This is a genomic window from Nocardioides gansuensis (assembly GCF_003076135.1).
GTDB lineage: Bacteria > Actinomycetota > Actinomycetes > Propionibacteriales > Nocardioidaceae > Nocardioides > Nocardioides gansuensis.
Genome location: NZ_QDGZ01000004.1, coordinates 80,647 through 98,498 on the forward strand (window position 1 = coordinate 80,647; position 17,852 = coordinate 98,498).

Below are 17,852 nucleotides of genomic sequence, written 5' to 3' on the forward strand. Positions count from 1 at the left end.
GTGTCGTCTGCACAGGCCACCCGCGCTGTTGCGGGCGGATTCCTAGCGTGCTGCCATGGCCTCGAAGCTGCTCCGCCGCACGGGCTCGGTCTCCACGACGCCCGACACGACGTTCAAGCGCTCCAACCTCGTCCCGATCCAGCGCCAGCGAACCGACACCCGCCGCCTCCGCGTGCTGGTGGTGAGCGAGTCCTTCCTCCCGCAGGTCAACGGCGTCACCAACTCGGTGCGCCGCGTCCTCGAGCACCTCGCCCGGGACGGCCACGTCGCCGAGTTGGTGGCGCCGACCGGCCCGGAGTCCTACGCCGGCTTCCCGGTGACGATCTGTCGCGGGTCGAGCCTGCCGTTCTACAAGGAGTTCCGCATCGGCCTCGAGACGCGCCGCCGGCTGCGCGCGGTGATGCTGCGCTTCCAGCCCGACGTGGTGCACATCGCCTCCCCGGCGACGCTGGGGTACCAGGCGGCCAGAGCCGCGCGTGAGCTGGGCATCCCCAGCGTCGCGATCTACCAGACCGACCTCGTCGGCTTCGCCGCGCGCTACGGCATTCCCGGCGGCGACCGGGCGATGACCGCGCTGACCCGCCGCATCCACGTCGGCGTGGACCGCACGCTGGCGCCGTCGACGGCGAGCATCGACCAGCTGCGCGCGATGGACGTCCCCGGCCTGGCGCACTGGCCGCGCGGCGTCGACCTCGAGATGTTCGACCCCGCCCACCGCTGCGAGGAGCTGCACCGCGAGCTCGCGCCGCACGGTGAGGTGCTGGTGGGGTACGTCGGGCGGCTGGCGCCCGAGAAGGAGCTGGAGCTCCTCGCCCACGTCGACAAGCTCCCCGGCGTACGCGTCGTGATCGTGGGGGGCGGGCCCGAGGAGGAGCGGCTGCGCGCCCGGCTGCCGAACGCGGCGTTCCTGGGCGTGCTGCACGGCGAGGAGCTCGGCCGGGCCTACGCCACGCTCGACGTCTTCGCGCACACCGGCCGCCACGAGACCTACTGCCAGTCGGCCCAAGAGGCGCTGGCCTCCGGGGTGCCGGTCGTCGCGCCGCGCGCGGGTGGCCCGATCGACGTCGTCGACGACAGGGTCGCCGGCTTCCTCTACCAGCCGGGCAACGGCGTCGAGCTCGCGGCGCACGTCCGGAGCCTGGTCGAGGACGAGCAGCTGCGGGCCAGGGTCGCGGCCGCCGCACGCCGCAGCGTCCAGGGCCGCTCGTGGCAGGCCGTCAACGACCTGCTCGTCGCGCACTACTGCGACGTCATCGGGATCGGGGAGCGCCAGGCGCTGGCCGTCTGACCACGGCGGCGGCCTCCTCGACCGTGTCGACGAGGTGCATGAGATGCTCCATCGCGCGGCCCTTCGCCAGTGACGCCAGCAGCGGCCAGGCGGGGACGGTCGAGGTCCAGTGCTCCCGCCCGACGAGCACCATGGGCGCGACGGACGAGGGGTCGGCGTAGTAGTTCTCGCAGGCGTCCTGGAAGACCTCCTGCACGGTGCCGGCGGCACCGGGCAGGAAGACGATGCCGCCGGTGCAGATCTCCAGGAGGATCGCCTCACGGGTGGCGTTGCGGAAGTACTTCGCGATCGCCGTGGCGAACGGGTTGGACGGCTCGTGGCCGTAGTGCCAGGTGGGGATCCCCAGCGACTGGCAGCCGTCCGGGACGCCCGACAGCACGGACAGGGCGGCGTCCGCCCAGGCGCCGATGTCGGGGGTGAAGGACGGTACGGCGGCCAGGGTGGCGAGGGCGGCGTCGAGATCGGCCACGGGGCGGCCCGCGAGGAGGGCCCCCAGGTTGGCGGCCTCCATCGCTCCCGGCCCGCCCCCGGTCGCGACGACGTGGTGCGACCCCACCACCTGGCCGAGGCGCGCGGCCTCGGCGTAGCCGGGTGAGCCACGGAGCAGCGCATGACCGCCCATCACCCCGACGATGTCCCGGCCCTCCACCCACGCGGTGAGGGCCTTGTCGATCGCATGGTCGTGCAGCGCCATCGCGAGGGCCGAGTCGCCGTCGGTGGGCGCCTGCGACCAGGCGTAGGCGCGCGCGTCGAGGCTGTCGACGTAGGCAGGCGTGTCATAGAGCTCGTACGGCGAGTAGAGGGCGTGCCGGTAGGGGTCGACCGGGGCCCCGGGCACGGCCGGGAAGACCACCCCGCCCCCGCGGCGTACGGCCTCCTCGTCACCGTCGGCGAACCGGCAGCCGAGGAACAGCGCGCCCGCCACGGACACCCCCCGCAGCGCCGCTCCGTGAGCCACCAGGTCGAGGCCCACCAGACGCCAGCCGTCGAGCGACCGAGCCCCCGCAGCCAGGCGCCGGTCGAGGTCCATCAGGGAGACGACGTCGACGACCCGCCCGCGTGTGTGCCTCACGACCGTCGACCCTAACCGGGACGCGGGGGTACCGTGGAGAGATCCCGCGGAGGCGGGAGGTCCGACGATGATGTGGCTGGTCTGGCTGCTGCTGGCAGTGGTGCTGGGTGCCGCGGAGATGCTCACGCTGACACTCGGCTTCGGCCTGCTCGCGGCGGGTGCCCTGGTCGCGGCCGTCGTGGCTGGCGCCGGGGGGCCGCTCGCCCTCCAGGTGGCGGCGGGCGTGGTCACGGGCGGGGTCGGCCTGCTCGCCGTCCGTCCCATCGCCAAGCGCCACATGGCGCTGCCGCCGATGATCCGCGAGGGCAGCGACGCACTGGTCGGCCGGCCGGGGGTGGTGATCCGCGAGGTCACCGCGACCCACGGGCTCGTCCACGTGGGCGGTGAGGACTGGTCGGCGCGGTCCTACGACGAGGACCAGGTCATCCCCGTCGGCGCCAGGGTCGACGTCCTCGAGATCGTCGGCGCCACGGCGCTGGTCTACCCACGCGACCCGGTCATCGGCGGAGACCCGATCACGAAGGAGTGAACACCGTGGAGCTCTTGGTCCCGATCCTGGTCGCCGCGATGGTGATGGCCTTCCTGGTCGTCTCGACCGTCCGGATCGTGCCGCAGGCGCGGCGCTTCAACATCGAGCGCTTCGGGCGCTACCGCACCACCCTGCAGCCCGGCCTCAACTTCATCGTACCGATCGCGGACCGCGTCCGCGACAAGCTGGACGTGCGCGAGCAGGTCTACTCCTCGGAGCCCAAGCCCGTGATCACCGAGGACAACCTCGTGGTGGCCATCGACACGGTCCTCTACTACCAGATCACCGACCCGCGGGCCGCGGCCTACGAGGTGGCCAACTACCTCCAGGCGATCGACCAGCTCACCGTCACCACGCTGCGCAACCTGATCGGGTCGATGGACCTCGAGCGCACGCTGACCTCCCGGGAGAACATCAACGTGCAGCTGCGCGAGGTGCTCGACGACGCCACCGGCAAGTGGGGGATCCGGGTCAACCGCGTGGAGATCAAGGCCATCGACCCGCCGGCCTCGATCAAGGAGGCGATGGAGAAGCAGATGCGCGCCGAGCGCGACAAGCGTGCGGCGATCCTGCACGCCGAGGGCGAGCGGCAGTCGCGGATCCTCACGGCGGAGGGCACGCGGCAGCAGCGGATCCTCGAGGCGGAGGGCGACCAGAAGGCCCGGATCCTGCGCGCGGACGGCGAGGCGCAGGCCCTCGAGCGGGTCTTCCAGGCCGTGCACCGCAACGACGCCGACCCGAAGGTGCTGGCCTACAAGTACCTCGAGATGCTGCCCCACCTCGCCCAGGGCGGGAACACGTTCTGGGTCATCCCGGGCGAGCTCACCCAGGCGGTCCGCACCATCACGAGCGCCTTCGCCGGCGAGGCCGAGGACCAGCACGGGCACCCTGGCGAGCGTCCGGCGCCGGCCGTCCCGAGGCCCGCGCGCCCCGCCGACGATGCCCTGCCTCCCGGACCGGATCCGGCCGAGATCGCCGAGGTCGCCCAGGCCGTCGTCGAGGAGGCCAAGGCCGAGGCCGCCGCGGCGGAGCGGGCGGCCCGGCCCGGACCGCGCTAGAACGCGTGCGCCATCAGCTCCCCGAACAGCTCCTGCTCGTCGCTCTCCAGGCCCCGCATCCGGAACCAGCGGCACATGTTCGCGCAGTCGCGCAGCAGGTAGTCCATGCCCTGGGGGTTGCCGACGAGGTCGACGACCTGCGGCAGGTCGATGATGACCAGGCGGTCGCCTGCGGCGAGCGTGTTGTACGGCGAGAGGTCGCCGTGGACGATGCCCGACTGCACCATCGTGGCCAGCGCGTCCCGTAGCTGGTCGTAGTAGGACTGCAGCAGCTCCGGCTCCGGCCGCACCTGCGCGAGCCGGGGCGCGGTCTCACCCTCGACGGTGATCCACTCCATCAGGATCTCGGTCTCGTGGATCTGGACGGGGCAGGGGACCGGGAGGCCGAGCTCCCAGCACCGCTTGAGCGCGTCCCACTCCGACACCGCCCACTCGCCGGCGGCGACGATGCGGCCCCAGGTCGACTTGCGCTTGAGCGCGCGCTGGTCGCGCGAGCGCTTCACCGAGCGGCCCTCGGTGTAGGAGGCCGCGCGGTGGAAGGTGCGGTGGTCGGTGTCGCGGTAGCGCTTGGCCGCCATCACGACGCCGCCGGCCGGGTCGAGGGGGTCGGCGCGCTCGACGAGGAAGACGTCCGCCTCCTTGCCGGTCTTGAGGATCCCGAGCTCGGTGTCGATCGCGCCCTGCGAGGTCACGACCCAGTCGGGGCGCGGCTCGGGGCCGCGCATGAGTGGCTCGACGTCGAGCCAGGTCGACCACCGCTGGCGGTCGTCGAGGTCCTCGTCGTAGGCGCGGAAGTCGAAGACGAACGACGGGTCGAGGTCGTCGTCAGGGGTGATGTGGCGCGGCGGCCACGGGAGATGCTTGGTCAACGGTGCTCCAGGAGTGTGAGGGACGGTCTGCGGGCAGGCCGAGGACAGTGATCGACATGTCACGGCTCCTCTCACTCGCTGGTGCGTGCGGCACCTCCGTGGTGCTCGCCCGGCCATGCTGCCGGGGTCGGCCGAGCGGGCGCAACGGAATATCCACGGGGTAGGTTGCACGGGTGACCCGCCGCCTCGCCGCCGCAGCCGTCGCCCTCGCGCTGGGCGCCCTCCTCGCGCCCCCCACCGTCTCCGGGGCCGCCTCCGGGGTGGTCGCCGACGTAGGAGCCCCCGTCGCCGGCGCGACCGGCATCGGCGATCCCTACTGGCCGCAGGACGGCAACGGCGGCATCGACGTCGCGTCGTACCGGATCAGGGACTCCTACGACTTCGACAGCCGCCGCCTCTCCGGCCGCACCAAGCTTCGCCTCACTGCGACGCAGGACCTCGCCAGCTTCCACCTCGACTTCCTCCTCCCGGTCTCGAAGGTCACCGTCGACGGGGCACGCGCCGCCCACGGCCGCCCCAGCTCCCACGAGCTGCGGATCACCCCGAAGGCGCCGCTGGCGGCCGGCACCGCGCACACGGTCACGGTGACGTACGCCGGGAGGCCGGGCGAGCGGCGCTACGCCGGCGAGCGCAACTGGCTGGCGTCGCCGCGCGAGGTCGTGACCATGAACCAGCCGCACATGGCGCCCTGGTGGTTCCCCGCCAACGACCACCCCAGCGACAAGGCGAGGTTCCACATCCGCGTCACCGTGCCCACCGGCCGCGAGGTCGTGGCGAACGGCCAGCTGGTCGGGAAGAAGAGGCACGGGGCGCGCACCACGTGGGCGTGGAAGGCCGAGGAGCCGATGACGACCTACCTCGCGTTCTTCGCCGCCGGTGACTTCGCGATCGAGAAGGGCGCCTCGGGCGGCCTGCCGTGGCTGGTCGCGGTGTCCAGGGCGCTGCCCCCGCAGGAGCGGCGCGCGTCGATGTCGCTGATGCGCCGCACCCCGAGGGTCGTGGACGCGCTGGAGGCCGACCTCGGCCCCTACCCGTTCTCCGTGGTGGGCGGCCTCACCACGTCGCTGCCGGTGGGCTTCGCGCTGGAGAACCAGACCCGCCCGACCTACCCCGCGGTGGGCAGGCACTACGTCAGCCTCGTGGTGCACGAGCTGGCTCACCAGTGGTTCGGCGACCACGTCGCCGTCGCGCGCTGGCGCGACATCTGGCTCAACGAGGGCGCCGCCACGTTCATGGAGTGGCGCTGGTGGGAGACCCACGGCGGCCCGTCCGCGGCGCGGACCCTGCAGGACTCCTGGGCCAGCTTCCCCGCCGGCGACCCGTTCTGGGACGTGGTGATCGGCGACCCGGGGCCGGGCAAGATCTTCCACTCGGCGGTCTACGACCGCGGTGCGATGACGATGCAGGCGCTGCGCCACCGCATCGGTGACCAGGCCTTCTGGCTGCTGCTGCGCACCTGGCTGGACCAGAAGGGCGGCGGCAACGCCACCTCGGAGGAGTTCGAGGCCCTCGCCTCCCAGCTCAGCGGCCAGGACCTCACCTCGTTCTTCACCGCGTGGCTCCGCACGCCGGAGCGGCCTGCCCCGACGGCGGCCAACGGGCTCGGCTGATGTCGGTCGACTGGTTCCGCAAGCCGGTCGAAGGTCTCGACGGCACGCTCAACGCCTGCTACCAGGCGCTCGACCGCCACGTGATCCGCGGGCGCGCCGACGACGTGGCGGTCCGTCTCGCGGGCAGGGACTGGACCTTCGCGGCGCTGCTCGAGCAGGCCGGGGCCTTCGCTGGCGTGCTGCGCGCGTTCGACGTCGGGCCGGGCGACACCGTCGCGGTGGCCCACCTGCCCGCCCCGCACGGGATCCACGTGGCGCTCGCGGTGGCGCGCGTCGGCGCCGTGGCGTCGTACGACGTCGACGACATCGCCCGCGCGAAGGTGGTCGTGGCGCCCTCCCACATCCCCACGGGAGACGCGGACTGCCCGTTGATCACCCTCGACGACTCCTCCGAGCTGCCCTGGGACACGGTGATGCGTGCTGGCCGGGCCAACCCCGCCGGCTGCACCGAGGTGCCGGCCGATGCGCTGCTCGCGGTCGTCGGCGGCCGGCCGGTGTCCGTGCTCGGCGCCCTCGGCGTGTCGGACGACCAGAAGCCGGTGGCGCCCGAGGGAGCCACGCTCGTCGACGTCGGTGGGCTCGCGTTGTGGTCGTTCGACGCGCCGGGAGCGGAGGCGTGACCGCTCGCGACGTGGTCGTCCTGGGCTCCACCGGCTCGATCGGCACCCAGGCGCTCGACCTCGTCCGCGCCCACCCCGACCGGTTCCGGGTCGTCGCCCTCACGGCCGGCGGCTCGAACCCCGAGGTGTTCGAGCAGCAGGTCGCCGAGTTTGCCCCCGCCTTCCACGGGCTGGGGGAGGACGCGTCGACCGAGGCGGCCGCGCTGGACTGCGACGTGGTCCTCAACGGCATCACCGGCGCGGTGGGCCTCCGGCCGACGCTGGCCGCCCTCGACGCCGGCAACACGCTGGCGCTGGCCAACAAGGAGTCGCTCATCATCGGCGGCCCGCTGGTGCGCGACCGGGCCCGGCCTGGCCAGATCGTCCCGGTCGACAGCGAGCACAGCGCGATCGCCCAGAGCCTGCGGGCCGGCTCCGCCGGTGAGGTACGCCGCCTGGTGCTGACCGCGAGCGGTGGACCCTTCCGCGGGCGCACCCGGGAGCAGCTCGCCGACGTCACGCCGGCCGAGGCCCTGGCCCACCCCAACTTCGCGATGGGCACGGTGATCACCACCAACTCCGCGACCCTGGTCAACAAGGGGCTCGAGGTGATCGAGGCACACCTGCTCTTCGACGTGCCGTTCGACCGCATCGACGTGGTCGTGCACCCGCAGCAGCTGATCCACTCGATGGTGGAGTTCGTCGACGGCGCGGTCGTCGCCCAACTGGGGCTGCCGACGATGCTAGTGCCGATCTCGCTGGGGATGGGCTGGCCCGACCGGGTGCCCGACGCCGAGACGCCGATCGACTGGACCAGGGCGTCCGACTGGCGATTCGAGCCGCTGGACGAGGTCGCCTTCCCGGCCGTCCGGCTGGCGCGCGAGGCGGGGGAGCGCGGTGGCACCGCCCCGGCCGTCTACAACGCCGCCAACGAGGTCTGCGTGGCCGCCTTCCACGCCGGCCGGCTCGGGTTCGTCGAGATCGTCGAGACGGTGGCGCGCGTCCTCGCCACCCACGACGTACCCTCGAAGGAGCAATTCACCGTGGACGACGTCCTGGCGGCCGATGCATGGGCCAGGGACGAAGCGGCCCGGCTCATCGGAGGGACCCACGCGCCATGACCGCGCTCTATTACGCACTGGGCGTGCTCGTCTTCGCCGTCGCCATCATGCTCTCGATCGGGCTGCACGAGTTCGGCCACCTGATCCCGGCGAAGAAGTTCGGCGGCAAGGTGAGCCAGTGGTTCATCGGCTTCGGCCCCACGGTGTGGAGCAAGCGGATCGGCGAGACGGAGTACGGCGTCAAGGCGATCCCGCTCGGCGGCTACGTGAAGATCATCGGCATGCTGCCGCCCGGCGCCGAGCAGCTCGTCGAGGAGACGACCGTCGACGCCGAGGGCCGCCAGGTGCACCGGGTGCGCAAGTCCAACACCGGCCTGTTCACCCAGCTGATCTCCGACGCCCGCTCCGCGGAGTGGGAGCTCGTCGGCCCGGACGACGCCGACCGGCTGTTCTACAAGATGCCCTGGTGGAAGAAGGTCGTGGTGATGGGCGGCGGCCCGATGGTCAACATCGCCATCGCGTTCTTCATCTTCACCGGCGTCTTCGCCACCTACGGCAACCCCACCGACCGGGTGCTCGAGCCCGTCGTGAGCTCCGTCGCGCCGTGCGTCGTGCCGTTCGAGGAGAGCGGTCGTGAGTGCACGGCAGAGGATCCGGCGACGCCGGCGTACGCCGCCGGTCTCAAGCCGGACGACCGCATCGTCGCCTTCAACGGCACCGAGGTCGGTGACGACTGGCAGCTGCTCCAGGACCGGATCCGCGCCAACGCCGACGGCGAGGCGGACCTGACGATCCTGCGCGACGGCGTCGAGCAGACGGTCCACACCAACACGACGGTCACCCTCCGGCCGAAGTCGCTCGAGGACGAGACGCTCGTGCAGGTCGGCTTCCTGGGCGTGACGCCCGAGTTCCATATCCAGACCGGTGGCCCGGTCTACACGCTCGGCGAGATGGGCGGCATGACCGTCGACACGGTGCAGGCGCTCGTGCAGCTGCCCGTCAAGGTCTGGGGTGTGGCCAAGGCGATCGCCGGCGTCGAGGAGCGGGCGATCGACAGCCCGGTCAGCATCGTCGGGGGCGGGCGCTTCGCCGGGGAGACGGTCTCCCACGAGGAGTTCCTGGTCTCGGAGAAGCTCGTCTACCTCCTCATGCTGATCGCCGGCTTCAACTTCTTCATCGGCATGTTCAACTTCGTGCCGCTGCTGCCGCTCGACGGCGGCCACATCGCCGGCGCGCTCTACGAGGGTGCGCGACGTGGCGTCGCGCGGCTGCTCGGCCGGCCCGACCCCGGCTACGTCGACGTGGCCAGGCTGCTGCCGGTGGCGTACGTCGTGGGGCTGGCCATGCTGGTGATGGGCGTCGTGCTCATCGTCGGCGACATCGTGGTGCCGCTGCACATCACCTCCTGACCGGGTCTCGCTCCGCTCGACCAACCAGCGCTCCCTAGACTTGGCGCCATGACCTCCGTCGGCCTCGGCATGCCCGCGCTGCCCCCGCCCGTCCTGGCTCCCCGTCGTCCCACCCGGCAGATCAAGGTGGGGCAGGTCGGCGTCGGCAGCGAGTCGCCGATCTCCGTGCAGTCGATGACGACCACCCTGACCGCCGACGTCAACGCCACCCTCCAGCAGATCGCCGAGCTGACGGCCGCCGGCTGCGACATCGTGCGCGTCGCCTGCCCGAGCGCCGACGACGCCGAGGCGCTGCCGGACATCGCGCGCAAGTCGCAGATCCCGGTGATCGCCGACATCCACTTCCAGCCGAAGTACGTCTTCGCCGCGATCGAGGCGGGCTGCGCCGCGGTGCGGGTCAACCCCGGCAACATCAAGAAGTTCGACGACCAGGTCAAGGAGATCGCGCGGGCCGCGAAGGACCACGGCACGTCGATCCGGATCGGCGTCAACGCCGGGTCCCTCGACAAGCGGCTGCTGGAGAAGCACGGCAAGGCCACGCCCGAGGCGCTCGTGGAGTCGGCCGTGTGGGAGGCCTCGCTCTTCGAGGAGCACGACTTCTACGACTTCAAGATCTCCGTGAAGCACAACGACCCCGTCGTCATGGTGCGCGCCTACGAGCTGCTCGCCGAGCAGGGCGACTGGCCGCTGCACCTGGGCGTCACCGAGGCGGGCCCGGCGTTCCAGGGCACCATCAAGTCCGCCACCGCGTTCGGCGCGCTGCTCAGCAAGGGCATCGGCGACACGATCCGGGTCTCCCTCTCCGCCCCGCCGGTGGAGGAGGTCAAGGTGGGCATCCAGATCCTGCAGTCGCTCAACCTCCGCGAGCGCAAGCTCGAGATCGTCTCCTGCCCCAGCTGCGGGCGCGCGCAGGTGGACGTCTACACCCTCGCCGAGCAGGTGACCGCGGGCCTCGACGGCCTCGAGGTCCCGCTCCGGGTCGCCGTGATGGGCTGCGTCGTCAACGGCCCGGGCGAGGCTCGGGAGGCCGACCTCGGGGTCGCGTCCGGCAACGGCAAGGGCCAGATCTTCGTGCGGGGCGAGGTCATCAAGACGGTGCCGGAGTCCCAGATCGTGGAGACGCTGATCGAGGAGGCCATGCGGATCGCCGAGGGCATGGAAGCGGTCGAGGGCGCAGAGCCCAGCGTGACCGTATCCTGACCTCGCGGCCGGGCCTCTGGCCCGCTTTCTCGAGGTGGTGGCCATGGACTCTGGTGGCGGATTCGGGCTGCTCTTCGGGCTCGTGGTGCTCGCCGGAGTGGTGGGCACGCTCTGGAAGATCGGCACGGCCCGTGACATGGCGCGCTCGGCCGGTCTCGACGAGGACAGGGCAGCCACGATGGCGGTGCTCACCGATGACGGGCTCGAGGAGCTCGCCTCACTGCTCGCCCGCGGCGTGATCAGCCAGGAGGAGCACGACCGGGCGAGGGCCGACGTGCTCAGGTCCATCTGAGAGCGGCGGCGGACCCAGCGGGTGGCTAGAGTCGCCTCCGTGCTGACCAGGCGCGGCCAGGTGAGGCTGCTCGGACCCGACGACCTCGAGGGTTTCCTCGCCCTCACCGGTCGCGACCCCGTGCTCAACGTGTTCGCCGAGTACCGCGCCCGGATCACCTACCTCGAGCCCCGGTGGCTGGGGGGTGAGGTGTGGGGACGCTTCCGCGGCAGCGAGCTGGTGGCGGGCTGCCACATGGGCGCCAACCTGGTGCCCGTGGAGTGCACGCCCGACGACGTCCTGGCCTTCACCGAGCAGGCGCTCGCTCGGGTGCGGTCGACGGCCACCATCGTCGGACCCCACCAGCCCGTCGAGGCGTTCTGGCAGGCCGTGTCGGACCGCTGGGGCAGCCCCCGCGAGGCGCGCTGGCGCCAGCCCCACCTGGTCATCGACGGCCCTCCGCGGGTCGCCCCGGACCCGCGCGTGCGGGTCACCACGCGGGCCGACGTCGAGGCCGTCTACCCGGCCTGCGTGGCGATGTACACCGAGGAGGTCGGCGTCTCGCCCGAGGTCGGTGGCGGCAAGGACCTCTACCGTGCCCGCGTCGAGCAGCTCGTCCTCCGCGGCTGGTCGTTCGCCCGCTTCGACGACGAGGGGCAGGTCGAGTTCAAGGCCGAGGTGGCCTGCGCGACGCCGTACGCCGCGCAGGTGCAGGGCGTCTATGTGCGCCCCGACCTGCGCAACCAGGGCGTCGCCACCGCAGGCATGGCGGCTGTCGTCGAGCTGGTCCGGGCGAAGGTCGCCCCGGTCGTGTCGCTCTACGTCAACGACTGGAACGAGCCGGCGCGGGCGGCCTACGCCAGGGTGGGCTTCACCGAGACGGCGCGGATGTCGACGCTGATGTTCTAAAGGCGCCGCCGAGTCAGCCGCGTGGCGACTGGCGCACCAGCTCGCGGCGCGGGGCCACCGTGCGCGGCGCCTGCACCGGGACGGGGTCTGTCGCGTTCTCGCACTCGTCGACCTCGCAGCGCACGGTCGAGGACTGTGTCTGGCCGTTGACCTCGAGGAGCAGGCGGGTGTCGCTCTCCCACTCCACGGCGCCGAACCAGTTGGTCCTGTACGACGCCAGCCGGTCGCCGCCGATCTCGTGCACCGTGACCTCGGCGGGGCCGAGACCGTCCGAGAGGATGCCGATCGTGGCCATCCGGTCACCGTCGGGGGAGAAGGCGTCCACCCGCTCGTCACAGGACTTCCAGAGCACGTGGCGCGGCGCCGACAGCGGCGTCACCTTGGTGCAGCCGCCCTGGTAGGGGTCGTCGGTGTAGGAAGCCAGCCGGTCGGACCCGAGGTCGACCGCGTTCAGCGGGCGCTTCGTCACCCGGGTGATCGACCCGGTCACGGTGTCCCACCACGCGACGCCGCTCTCCCAGCCGCTGAGCAGCACCTTGCGGCCCGAGCGTGCCGCCGGCGCGTCGTACACCTCGTCGAACGTCCGCGAGACCTTGAGCTTGCCGCTGCGGGCGGACCAGAGCTTGACCACGCTCCGGCCGCGGACGTACTTGCTGCGCACCAGCCGGCGTCCGTCCTCGGACACCACGACGTTGTAGGGCTCGATGCCCTTGAGCAGCGTGCGGAAGGTGCCGTCGGGGAAGACCCGCTTGATCTTCCGGTCGCTCTGGCCATCCGCACTGGTGGTGCCGACGATCCACGCCGAGCCGGAGCGGCCTAGGAGGTAGGCCCGGTCGCCGCCCACGACGAAGGTGCGGCCGCGGGCCACGAGGTCGCCGTCCTCGATGTGGGCGATCGCGATGTCGGAGCCGTGAGGCAGGTCCTCGGGCTGGAGGTCGGTGGTGGCCGCGGCAGCCGGTGCCTGCAGGGCGATCAGGGACGCCACTGTGGCGAGCGCGAGCTGTCGGGTGGTCTTCATCGGTCCTCCGAGCGGATCGTCGAGCATGTCAGCGCCCGAGCCGCGATGGCAGCCCCGGGCGCACACCCATCCTCGCGCGCATGTCCTCGATGTCCAGTTCCGGCACCACCGCCGCCCCGGCCAGGCTCCCGATGCAGCTGCCGATGATCCGGGCGGCGCTGGGCGCGGCCCGCGGCTGAGCCCGCGTTCAGCGCGCCGACAGCCGGTAGGTCGGGACCTTTCCGGGGTCCGTCGCGTTCTCGCACACCTCGACGACGCACCGCACGGTCGACGCCTTGCGCTCGCCGTTGACGTCGAGCAGGAGAGCGGTGTCCGACTCCCACCTGATCGAGCCGAACCAGCTGGTCGTGTAGTGGGCCCGACGCGTGCCGTCCACCTCGCGCAGCCACACGTCGACCGGGCCGATCCCGTCGGACAGGATGTGCACGGTCGCCATTCGCTCGCCGTCGGGCGAGAATGCCTCGACGCGCTCCTTGCAGGAGCGCCAGAGCATCTTGCGCGGCCGGGTCACCGGGCTCACCACCGTGCAGCCGTCCTCGTACGGATCTCCGGTGAAGGAGGCCATCAGGTCGAGCGAGAGATCGACCTCCCAGGCGCGGCGCCGGGTGATCCGGCCGGTCCAGTCCGTGGTGCTGTCCCACTCGAGGGTGCCCCGGTCGCCCGCGAGCACGACCTGGTCGCCCGCGAGGGCGCGTACGTCGAGGTAGCCCGCGAAGGTCCGGTCCGCGAGCAGCCTCCCGCTGCGGGCGGACCAGACCCGCACCACCGAGCTCTTGTCGCGGGTGTGCAGGGTCGTGCGCGCCAGGCGGCCGCCGTCGTCGGAGACGACGACCTCGTAGGGACTGACTCCGCGCAGCAGCGTCTTGAACGAGTCGTCCGGTCGGAGCCGCTTGATCCGGAACCGACCACCTCCGTCGGCGTTCGTGGTGCCGACGATCCAGGCCTTCCCGGACCGGCCGAGCAGGTAGGCGCGGGGGGCGCCGAGGTCGACGCGCCGGTCGCCGTCGACGAAGACGCCGTCCTCGATGTGAGCGATCGCGATGTCCGCACCCCGCGGCAGCTGCTCGGGCTGCACGTCGACGCTCGGAGCGGCGGCCAGCGCCGGCGCGGCGAGGAGGACGGCGCCGACGAGCGCGGCGAGGGTGCGGAGCAGGCGGGACATGGGTCCTCCGGGCGGCGGGGGCGGGGCGTTCACAAGGGAGGACGCGGGCCGGCGCCTCCCGGTTGCGCTGCAGCCGGAACTGCTTCGCGGTCCCGGACCCCGCACACCTATCCTTGCGCGCATGATCCTGCGGATGTCCTCCCTGTTCGTGCGCACGCTGCGTGACGACCCCAACGACGCGGAGGTGCCGAGCCACCGGCTGCTCGTCCGCGCCGGCTACATCCGCCGCAACGCGCCGGGCGTCTACACCTGGCTGCCGCTGGGCCTGCGGGTGCTGCGCAAGGTGGAGAGCATCATCCGGGAGGAGATGGACGCCATCGGCGCCCAGGAGCTCTCGTTCCCCGCGCTGCTGCCCAAGGAGCCCTACGAGGCCACCGGCCGCTGGACCGAGTACGGCGACAACATCTTCCGCCTCCAGGACCGCAAGGGCGCCGACTACCTCCTCGGCCCCACCCACGAGGAGATGTTCACCCTCGTGGTGAAGGATCTCTACTCCTCCTACAAGGACCTGCCGCTCGCGATCTACCAGATCCAGACGAAGTACCGCGACGAGGCGCGCCCCCGCGCCGGCCTGCTGCGCGGCCGCGAGTTCGTGATGAAGGACTCCTACTCCTTCGACGTCGACGATGCCGGCCTCGAGGCGTCCTACCAGAGGCACCGCGAGGCCTATATCCGGATCTTCGACCGGCTCGGCTTCGAGTACGTCATCGTCAAGGCGACGTCCGGTGCCATGGGCGGCTCCGCCTCCGAGGAGTTCCTCGCCAAGGCGGCAGTCGGCGAGGACACCTACGTCGCCTGCACGCACTGCGACTACGCCGCCAACGTGGAGGCGGTCGCCGTCCGGCCCCCCGCCCCCGCGGCGTACGACGACGTCCCCGCCGCCCACGCGGAGGAGACCCCCGACACCCCGACCATCGAGACGCTCGTCGACCACCTCAACGAGCACCTCCCGCGCGAGGACCGGCCCTGGGAGGCCGGGGACACGCTCAAGAACGTGCTCGTCGTGCTCCGCCACCCCGACGGGACGAAGGAGCCGCTGGCCATCGGCGTGCCCGGCGACCGGGATGTCGACCTCAGGCGCCTCGGCGGCCAGCTCGAGCCCATCGAGGTCGAGGCGATGGACGAGACCGAGATGAAGAACCACCCCGCGCTGGTGAAGGGCTACATCGGCCCCGGCGTCCTGGGCGAGCAGTCGACGTCCGGCATCCGCTTCCTCGTGGACCCCCGCATCGTCGAGGGCACCCGCTGGGTGACCGGCGCCGACGTCGCCGGCAGCCACGTGGTCGACATGGTGGCCGGGCGAGACTTCACGCCCGACGGCACGATCGAGGCCGCCGACGTGCGCGACGGCGACGAGTGCCCCAACTGCCAGGAGGGCACGCTCACGGCCGCCCGCGGCATCGAGATGGGCCACATCTTCCAGCTGGGCCGCAAGTACGCCGAGGCGCTGGGCCTGCAGGTCCTCGACGAGAACGGCAAGCTGGTCACCGTCACGATGGGCTCCTACGGCATCGGTCCCTCGCGCGGCGTCGCCGCCATCGCCGAGAACACCCTCGACGAGATCGGGCTCTGCTGGCCGCGCGCGGTGGCGCCCGCCGATGTCCACGTGGTCGCCGCCGGCAAGGACGAGGCCGTGTTCGCCGCGGCGGAGGAGCTGGTCGGCGAGCTGTCCCGCCAGGGCCTCGACGTGATCTACGACGACCGGGCCGGCAAGGTGAGTCCGGGCGTGAAGTTCAAGGACGCCGAGCTGATCGGCGTGCCGACGATCGTCACCGTGGGGCGCGGCCTCGCCGACGGCGAGGTCGAGATCAAGGACCGGCGCACGGGCGAGCGCGAGGACGTGGCCGTCGACGCCGCGGCCGCGCGCCTCGTCGAGGTCGTGCGTGGCTGAGCTCCGCGCCGTCATCTTCGACTGGGGCGGCACGCTCACCCGCTGGCACGACGTCGACTTCCACGCCGAGTCGCTGGCGCTCGCGCAGGCCGTGGTCAACGCCGACCACCACGACCCGAGCGAGATCACGACCCGGCTGCACGAGGCGGGCGGCATCGTGTGGGGGCGCTCGCGTGACCACCAGCAGAGCGCGACGATCGCCGACCTCTTCACCGAGGCCGGACTCGACCACGACCCCGAGCTGCTGCAGGCCTACTACGAGTTCTGGCTGCCGCACACACCGACGGACCCCGAGGTGCGCCCGATGCTCGAGGAGCTCCGGGAGATGGGCCTGAAGATCGGTGTGCTGTCCAACACGATCTGGCCACGGGAGTGGCACGTCGGGTTCTTCGAGCGCGACGGGGTCTACGACCTGATCGACGGTGACGTCTACACCAGCGAGATCCCGTGGACGAAGCCGTCGCCGAAGGCCTTCCGCGCGGCGATGGAGGCCGTGGGCGTCGACGACCCCGCCGCGTGCGTCTACGTCGGCGACCGGTTGTACGACGACGTGTGGGGCGCGCACGAGGCCGGGCTCCGTGCGATCCACATCCCGTTGAGCACGATCCCGGCCGACCAGGTGGGCCACACGGAGGGTCGTCCGGACGCCGAGGTGCGGGCGCTGCGCGAGCTGCCCGACGCCGTACGGAGCCTGGGCTGAGCGTGAGCCGTGCTGCAGGTTTCTGCAGTGCACAAAGATGAAGCAAGCGATGCCTAGGTCCCGCTGCCGACGTGCTGCATGATTTCACCTGTGACCGGGCCGCCCCATAGGGCTCGGATCATCCAGGGTGATGCTGACCAAGCCCAGTGGCGCGGTTCGCGGACTCACCCCAAGGGAGAGATCTCGGGACTCACCCTCGGGGTGTGGCCGCGGACCGCGTTGGCATTTCGGCCGGGTGCGGCCGGCTAGCCCAGCTCGGGAGCGCCGGGGAAGGGCTCGGGTCGTCCGCCGACCGCGAGGGCCTGCAGGGCTGCCTCGGCCAGTGCCGTCGCGGCCCAGCGCCGGAGCCCGCCGACGGTCTGCGCGACCTGGGCGGCGTAGGTCTCCTGGCAGGCACGTTCGGTCTCCAGGGCGGCCCGCTTGATGCGTGTCGCGACGACCAGGTTGCGCGGCACCTCGTAGGTCGCGGCAGCGGCCACCGGCTCACCGCCCAGGTCGGCGATGGCGAGGCGCAGCTGGTCGCGACGGGCGCGGTGAGCGCGATAGCCCGCCTCGACCGCCGCGTAGAGCCCGGGATCGGCGGACTGGGACGTGCGGCCGCCGTAGAGACCGTAGAGGAAGACCGCAGCGTGCTCCGCGGCCAGCGTGGTCTGCAGTGCGTCGAGAGCGCTCATCCGGGCGCTCCGGTCGCGTCCAGGACCGCGAGGTGCTGGCCCACGCCCGCCGCCATCGCGGCCAGGGCGCGGGCGAGCGCGCCGCTCTCGGCGACCATCAGGCTCTCCCGCAGCACCCTCTCGTAGGAGCGCGCGGCGCGCCGTGCGGCCGCCTCGGCGGCCGATGCCCGCGGCGGGACGGCTGGCGGCTGGACGGGCGCGCGGTCCTCGGCGACCCGGGCCTCCAGGAGCACGGCCGCGTGGGCGGCCTGCATCGTGGCCAGGGGCGCGAACGTGCGCGCCAGCCGGGGGTGTCGGTCCGTGACCGCCTCCACGATCGCCATCGACCGGTCGAGGGCGGCCAGCACGGAGGCCACCACCGCCTCGTCGCCGGAGAGCGTGGGATCGACCTCCGCGCTCCCGGGTGACTTCCCCGGGGCGCCGGCGGGCCGGTCGCCGAACGGCGAGTCGCACGCGGACCCGACGAGGGGGCCGAACAACGCCGCCGCGAGCGTCGTACGACGCGACATCAGGCGCGGGGAGCGGGACACGC

At 72.2% G+C, this 17,852-nt stretch carries 18 protein-coding genes; 12 read left to right on the forward strand and 6 right to left on the reverse strand.

Going from position 1 to position 17,852, the window contains the following annotated elements; all coding sequences use genetic code 11:
• The first annotated feature begins 55 nt into the window (after positions 1-55).
• Entirely contained in the window at positions 56-1,288 is a 1,233-nt protein-coding gene (locus tag DDE18_RS09895; protein ID WP_116572105.1) for a glycosyltransferase family 4 protein, read from the forward strand.
• Here DDE18_RS09895 and DDE18_RS09900 read toward each other — a convergent pair.
• Positions 1,251-2,360, reverse strand: coding sequence for an LOG family protein (locus tag DDE18_RS09900; RefSeq protein ID WP_211754499.1), 1,110 nt, complete (start codon positions 2,358-2,360; stop codon positions 1,251-1,253). The two genes, DDE18_RS09895 and DDE18_RS09900, sit on opposite strands and share 38 nt — an antisense overlap.
• Before the next feature lie 67 nt (positions 2,361-2,427).
• Here DDE18_RS09900 and DDE18_RS09905 point away from each other — a divergent pair, with 67 nt between their 5' ends.
• Complete coding sequence (locus DDE18_RS09905) at positions 2,428-2,889, forward strand: NfeD family protein (protein WP_116572106.1); 462 nt, start codon at positions 2,428-2,430, stop codon at positions 2,887-2,889.
• A 5-nt stretch (positions 2,890-2,894) separates the two neighbouring features.
• The gene (locus DDE18_RS09910; protein WP_211754500.1) at positions 2,895-3,947 is read left to right on the forward strand and encodes an SPFH domain-containing protein; all 1,053 of its coding nucleotides are present in this window, start codon (positions 2,895-2,897) and stop codon (positions 3,945-3,947) included.
• Here the strand turns inward: DDE18_RS09910 and DDE18_RS09915 are convergent.
• A complete protein-coding gene (locus DDE18_RS09915) occupies positions 3,944-4,816 on the reverse strand; it encodes a serine protein kinase RIO (protein ID WP_245916573.1) in 873 nt (290 codons plus the stop codon). The two genes, DDE18_RS09910 and DDE18_RS09915, sit on opposite strands and share 4 nt — an antisense overlap.
• A gap of 173 nt (positions 4,817-4,989) precedes the next feature.
• On the opposite strand from DDE18_RS09915, the gene DDE18_RS09920 reads away from it, so the two are divergent.
• From DDE18_RS09920 to DDE18_RS09950, 7 genes are read left to right on the forward strand one after another with little or no spacing between them, the layout of a single operon-like run.
• Positions 4,990-6,426, forward strand: coding sequence for a M1 family metallopeptidase (locus DDE18_RS09920; protein ID WP_116572108.1), 1,437 nt, complete (start codon positions 4,990-4,992; stop codon positions 6,424-6,426).
• Positions 6,426-7,046: an AMP-binding protein gene (locus DDE18_RS09925; protein ID WP_116572459.1), complete on the forward strand. Its 621-nt coding sequence runs from the start codon at positions 6,426-6,428 to the stop codon at positions 7,044-7,046. Before DDE18_RS09920 ends, DDE18_RS09925 begins: the two co-directional genes overlap by 1 nt.
• A complete protein-coding gene (gene dxr, locus DDE18_RS09930) occupies positions 7,043-8,146 on the forward strand; it encodes a 1-deoxy-D-xylulose-5-phosphate reductoisomerase (protein ID WP_165821115.1) in 1,104 nt (367 codons plus the stop codon). The genes DDE18_RS09925 and dxr overlap by 4 nt, the downstream gene beginning before the upstream one ends.
• On the forward strand, positions 8,143-9,495 hold the full coding sequence (locus DDE18_RS09935; RefSeq protein ID WP_116572109.1) for a M50 family metallopeptidase: 1,353 nt from the start codon (positions 8,143-8,145) through the stop codon (positions 9,493-9,495). The genes dxr and DDE18_RS09935 overlap by 4 nt, the downstream gene beginning before the upstream one ends.
• 48 nt (positions 9,496-9,543) lie before the next feature.
• Complete coding sequence (gene ispG / locus DDE18_RS09940; protein WP_116572110.1) at positions 9,544-10,695, forward strand: flavodoxin-dependent (E)-4-hydroxy-3-methylbut-2-enyl-diphosphate synthase; 1,152 nt, start codon at positions 9,544-9,546, stop codon at positions 10,693-10,695.
• Positions 10,696-10,738: 43 nt separating this feature from the next.
• Entirely contained in the window at positions 10,739-10,987 is a 249-nt protein-coding gene (locus DDE18_RS09945) for an SHOCT domain-containing protein (protein WP_116572111.1), read from the forward strand.
• A 39-nt stretch (positions 10,988-11,026) separates the two neighbouring features.
• Positions 11,027-11,875, forward strand: a complete 849-nt coding sequence (locus DDE18_RS09950; protein WP_116572112.1) for a GNAT family N-acetyltransferase — start codon at positions 11,027-11,029, stop codon at positions 11,873-11,875.
• Between the two features lie 13 nt (positions 11,876-11,888).
• Here DDE18_RS09950 and DDE18_RS09955 read toward each other — a convergent pair whose 3' ends face one another.
• Positions 11,889-12,893, reverse strand: coding sequence for a hypothetical protein (locus DDE18_RS09955; protein ID WP_133241204.1), 1,005 nt, complete (start codon positions 12,891-12,893; stop codon positions 11,889-11,891).
• 187 nt (positions 12,894-13,080) lie between these two features.
• Positions 13,081-14,055: a WD40 repeat domain-containing protein gene (locus DDE18_RS09960; protein ID WP_116572114.1), complete on the reverse strand. Its 975-nt coding sequence runs from the start codon at positions 14,053-14,055 to the stop codon at positions 13,081-13,083.
• 121 nt (positions 14,056-14,176) lie between these two features.
• Here DDE18_RS09960 and DDE18_RS09965 point away from each other — a divergent pair, with 121 nt between their 5' ends.
• A complete protein-coding gene (locus tag DDE18_RS09965; RefSeq protein ID WP_116572115.1) occupies positions 14,177-15,946 on the forward strand; it encodes a proline--tRNA ligase in 1,770 nt (589 codons plus the stop codon).
• On the forward strand, positions 15,939-16,646 hold the full coding sequence (locus DDE18_RS09970; RefSeq protein ID WP_116572116.1) for an HAD family hydrolase: 708 nt from the start codon (positions 15,939-15,941) through the stop codon (positions 16,644-16,646). Before DDE18_RS09965 ends, DDE18_RS09970 begins: the two co-directional genes overlap by 8 nt.
• 245 nt (positions 16,647-16,891) lie before the next feature.
• Here the strand turns inward: DDE18_RS09970 and DDE18_RS09975 are convergent, their stop codons facing one another.
• On the reverse strand, positions 16,892-17,320 hold the full coding sequence (locus DDE18_RS09975; protein WP_116572117.1) for a DUF4439 domain-containing protein: 429 nt from the start codon (positions 17,318-17,320) through the stop codon (positions 16,892-16,894).
• Positions 17,317-17,850, reverse strand: coding sequence for a hypothetical protein (locus DDE18_RS09980; RefSeq protein ID WP_116572118.1), 534 nt, complete (start codon positions 17,848-17,850; stop codon positions 17,317-17,319). The genes DDE18_RS09975 and DDE18_RS09980 overlap by 4 nt, the downstream gene beginning before the upstream one ends.
• Positions 17,851-17,852 lie beyond the last annotated feature (2 nt).

What these genes read in the sequence shown, in the direction of transcription:
- DDE18_RS09895 (WP_116572105.1), top strand. Translation starts at nt 56, where the DNA reads ATGGCCTCGAAGCTGCTCCGCCGCACGGGCTCGGTCTCCACGACGCCC.
- DDE18_RS09905 (WP_116572106.1), top strand. Translation starts at nt 2,428, where the DNA reads ATGATGTGGCTGGTCTGGCTGCTGCTGGCAGTGGTGCTGGGTGCCGCG.
- DDE18_RS09925 (WP_116572459.1), top strand. Translation starts at nt 6,426, where the DNA reads ATGTCGGTCGACTGGTTCCGCAAGCCGGTCGAAGGTCTCGACGGCACG.
- DDE18_RS09935 (WP_116572109.1), top strand. Translation starts at nt 8,143, where the DNA reads ATGACCGCGCTCTATTACGCACTGGGCGTGCTCGTCTTCGCCGTCGCC.
- ispG (WP_116572110.1), top strand. Translation starts at nt 9,544, where the DNA reads ATGACCTCCGTCGGCCTCGGCATGCCCGCGCTGCCCCCGCCCGTCCTG.
- DDE18_RS09945 (WP_116572111.1), top strand. Translation starts at nt 10,739, where the DNA reads ATGGACTCTGGTGGCGGATTCGGGCTGCTCTTCGGGCTCGTGGTGCTC.
- DDE18_RS09955 (WP_133241204.1), bottom strand. Translation starts at nt 12,893, where the DNA reads ATGAAGACCACCCGACAGCTCGCGCTCGCCACAGTGGCGTCCCTGATC.
- DDE18_RS09960 (WP_116572114.1), bottom strand. Translation starts at nt 14,055, where the DNA reads ATGTCCCGCCTGCTCCGCACCCTCGCCGCGCTCGTCGGCGCCGTCCTC.
- DDE18_RS09965 (WP_116572115.1), top strand. Translation starts at nt 14,177, where the DNA reads ATGATCCTGCGGATGTCCTCCCTGTTCGTGCGCACGCTGCGTGACGAC.
- DDE18_RS09975 (WP_116572117.1), bottom strand. Translation starts at nt 17,320, where the DNA reads ATGAGCGCTCTCGACGCACTGCAGACCACGCTGGCCGCGGAGCACGCT.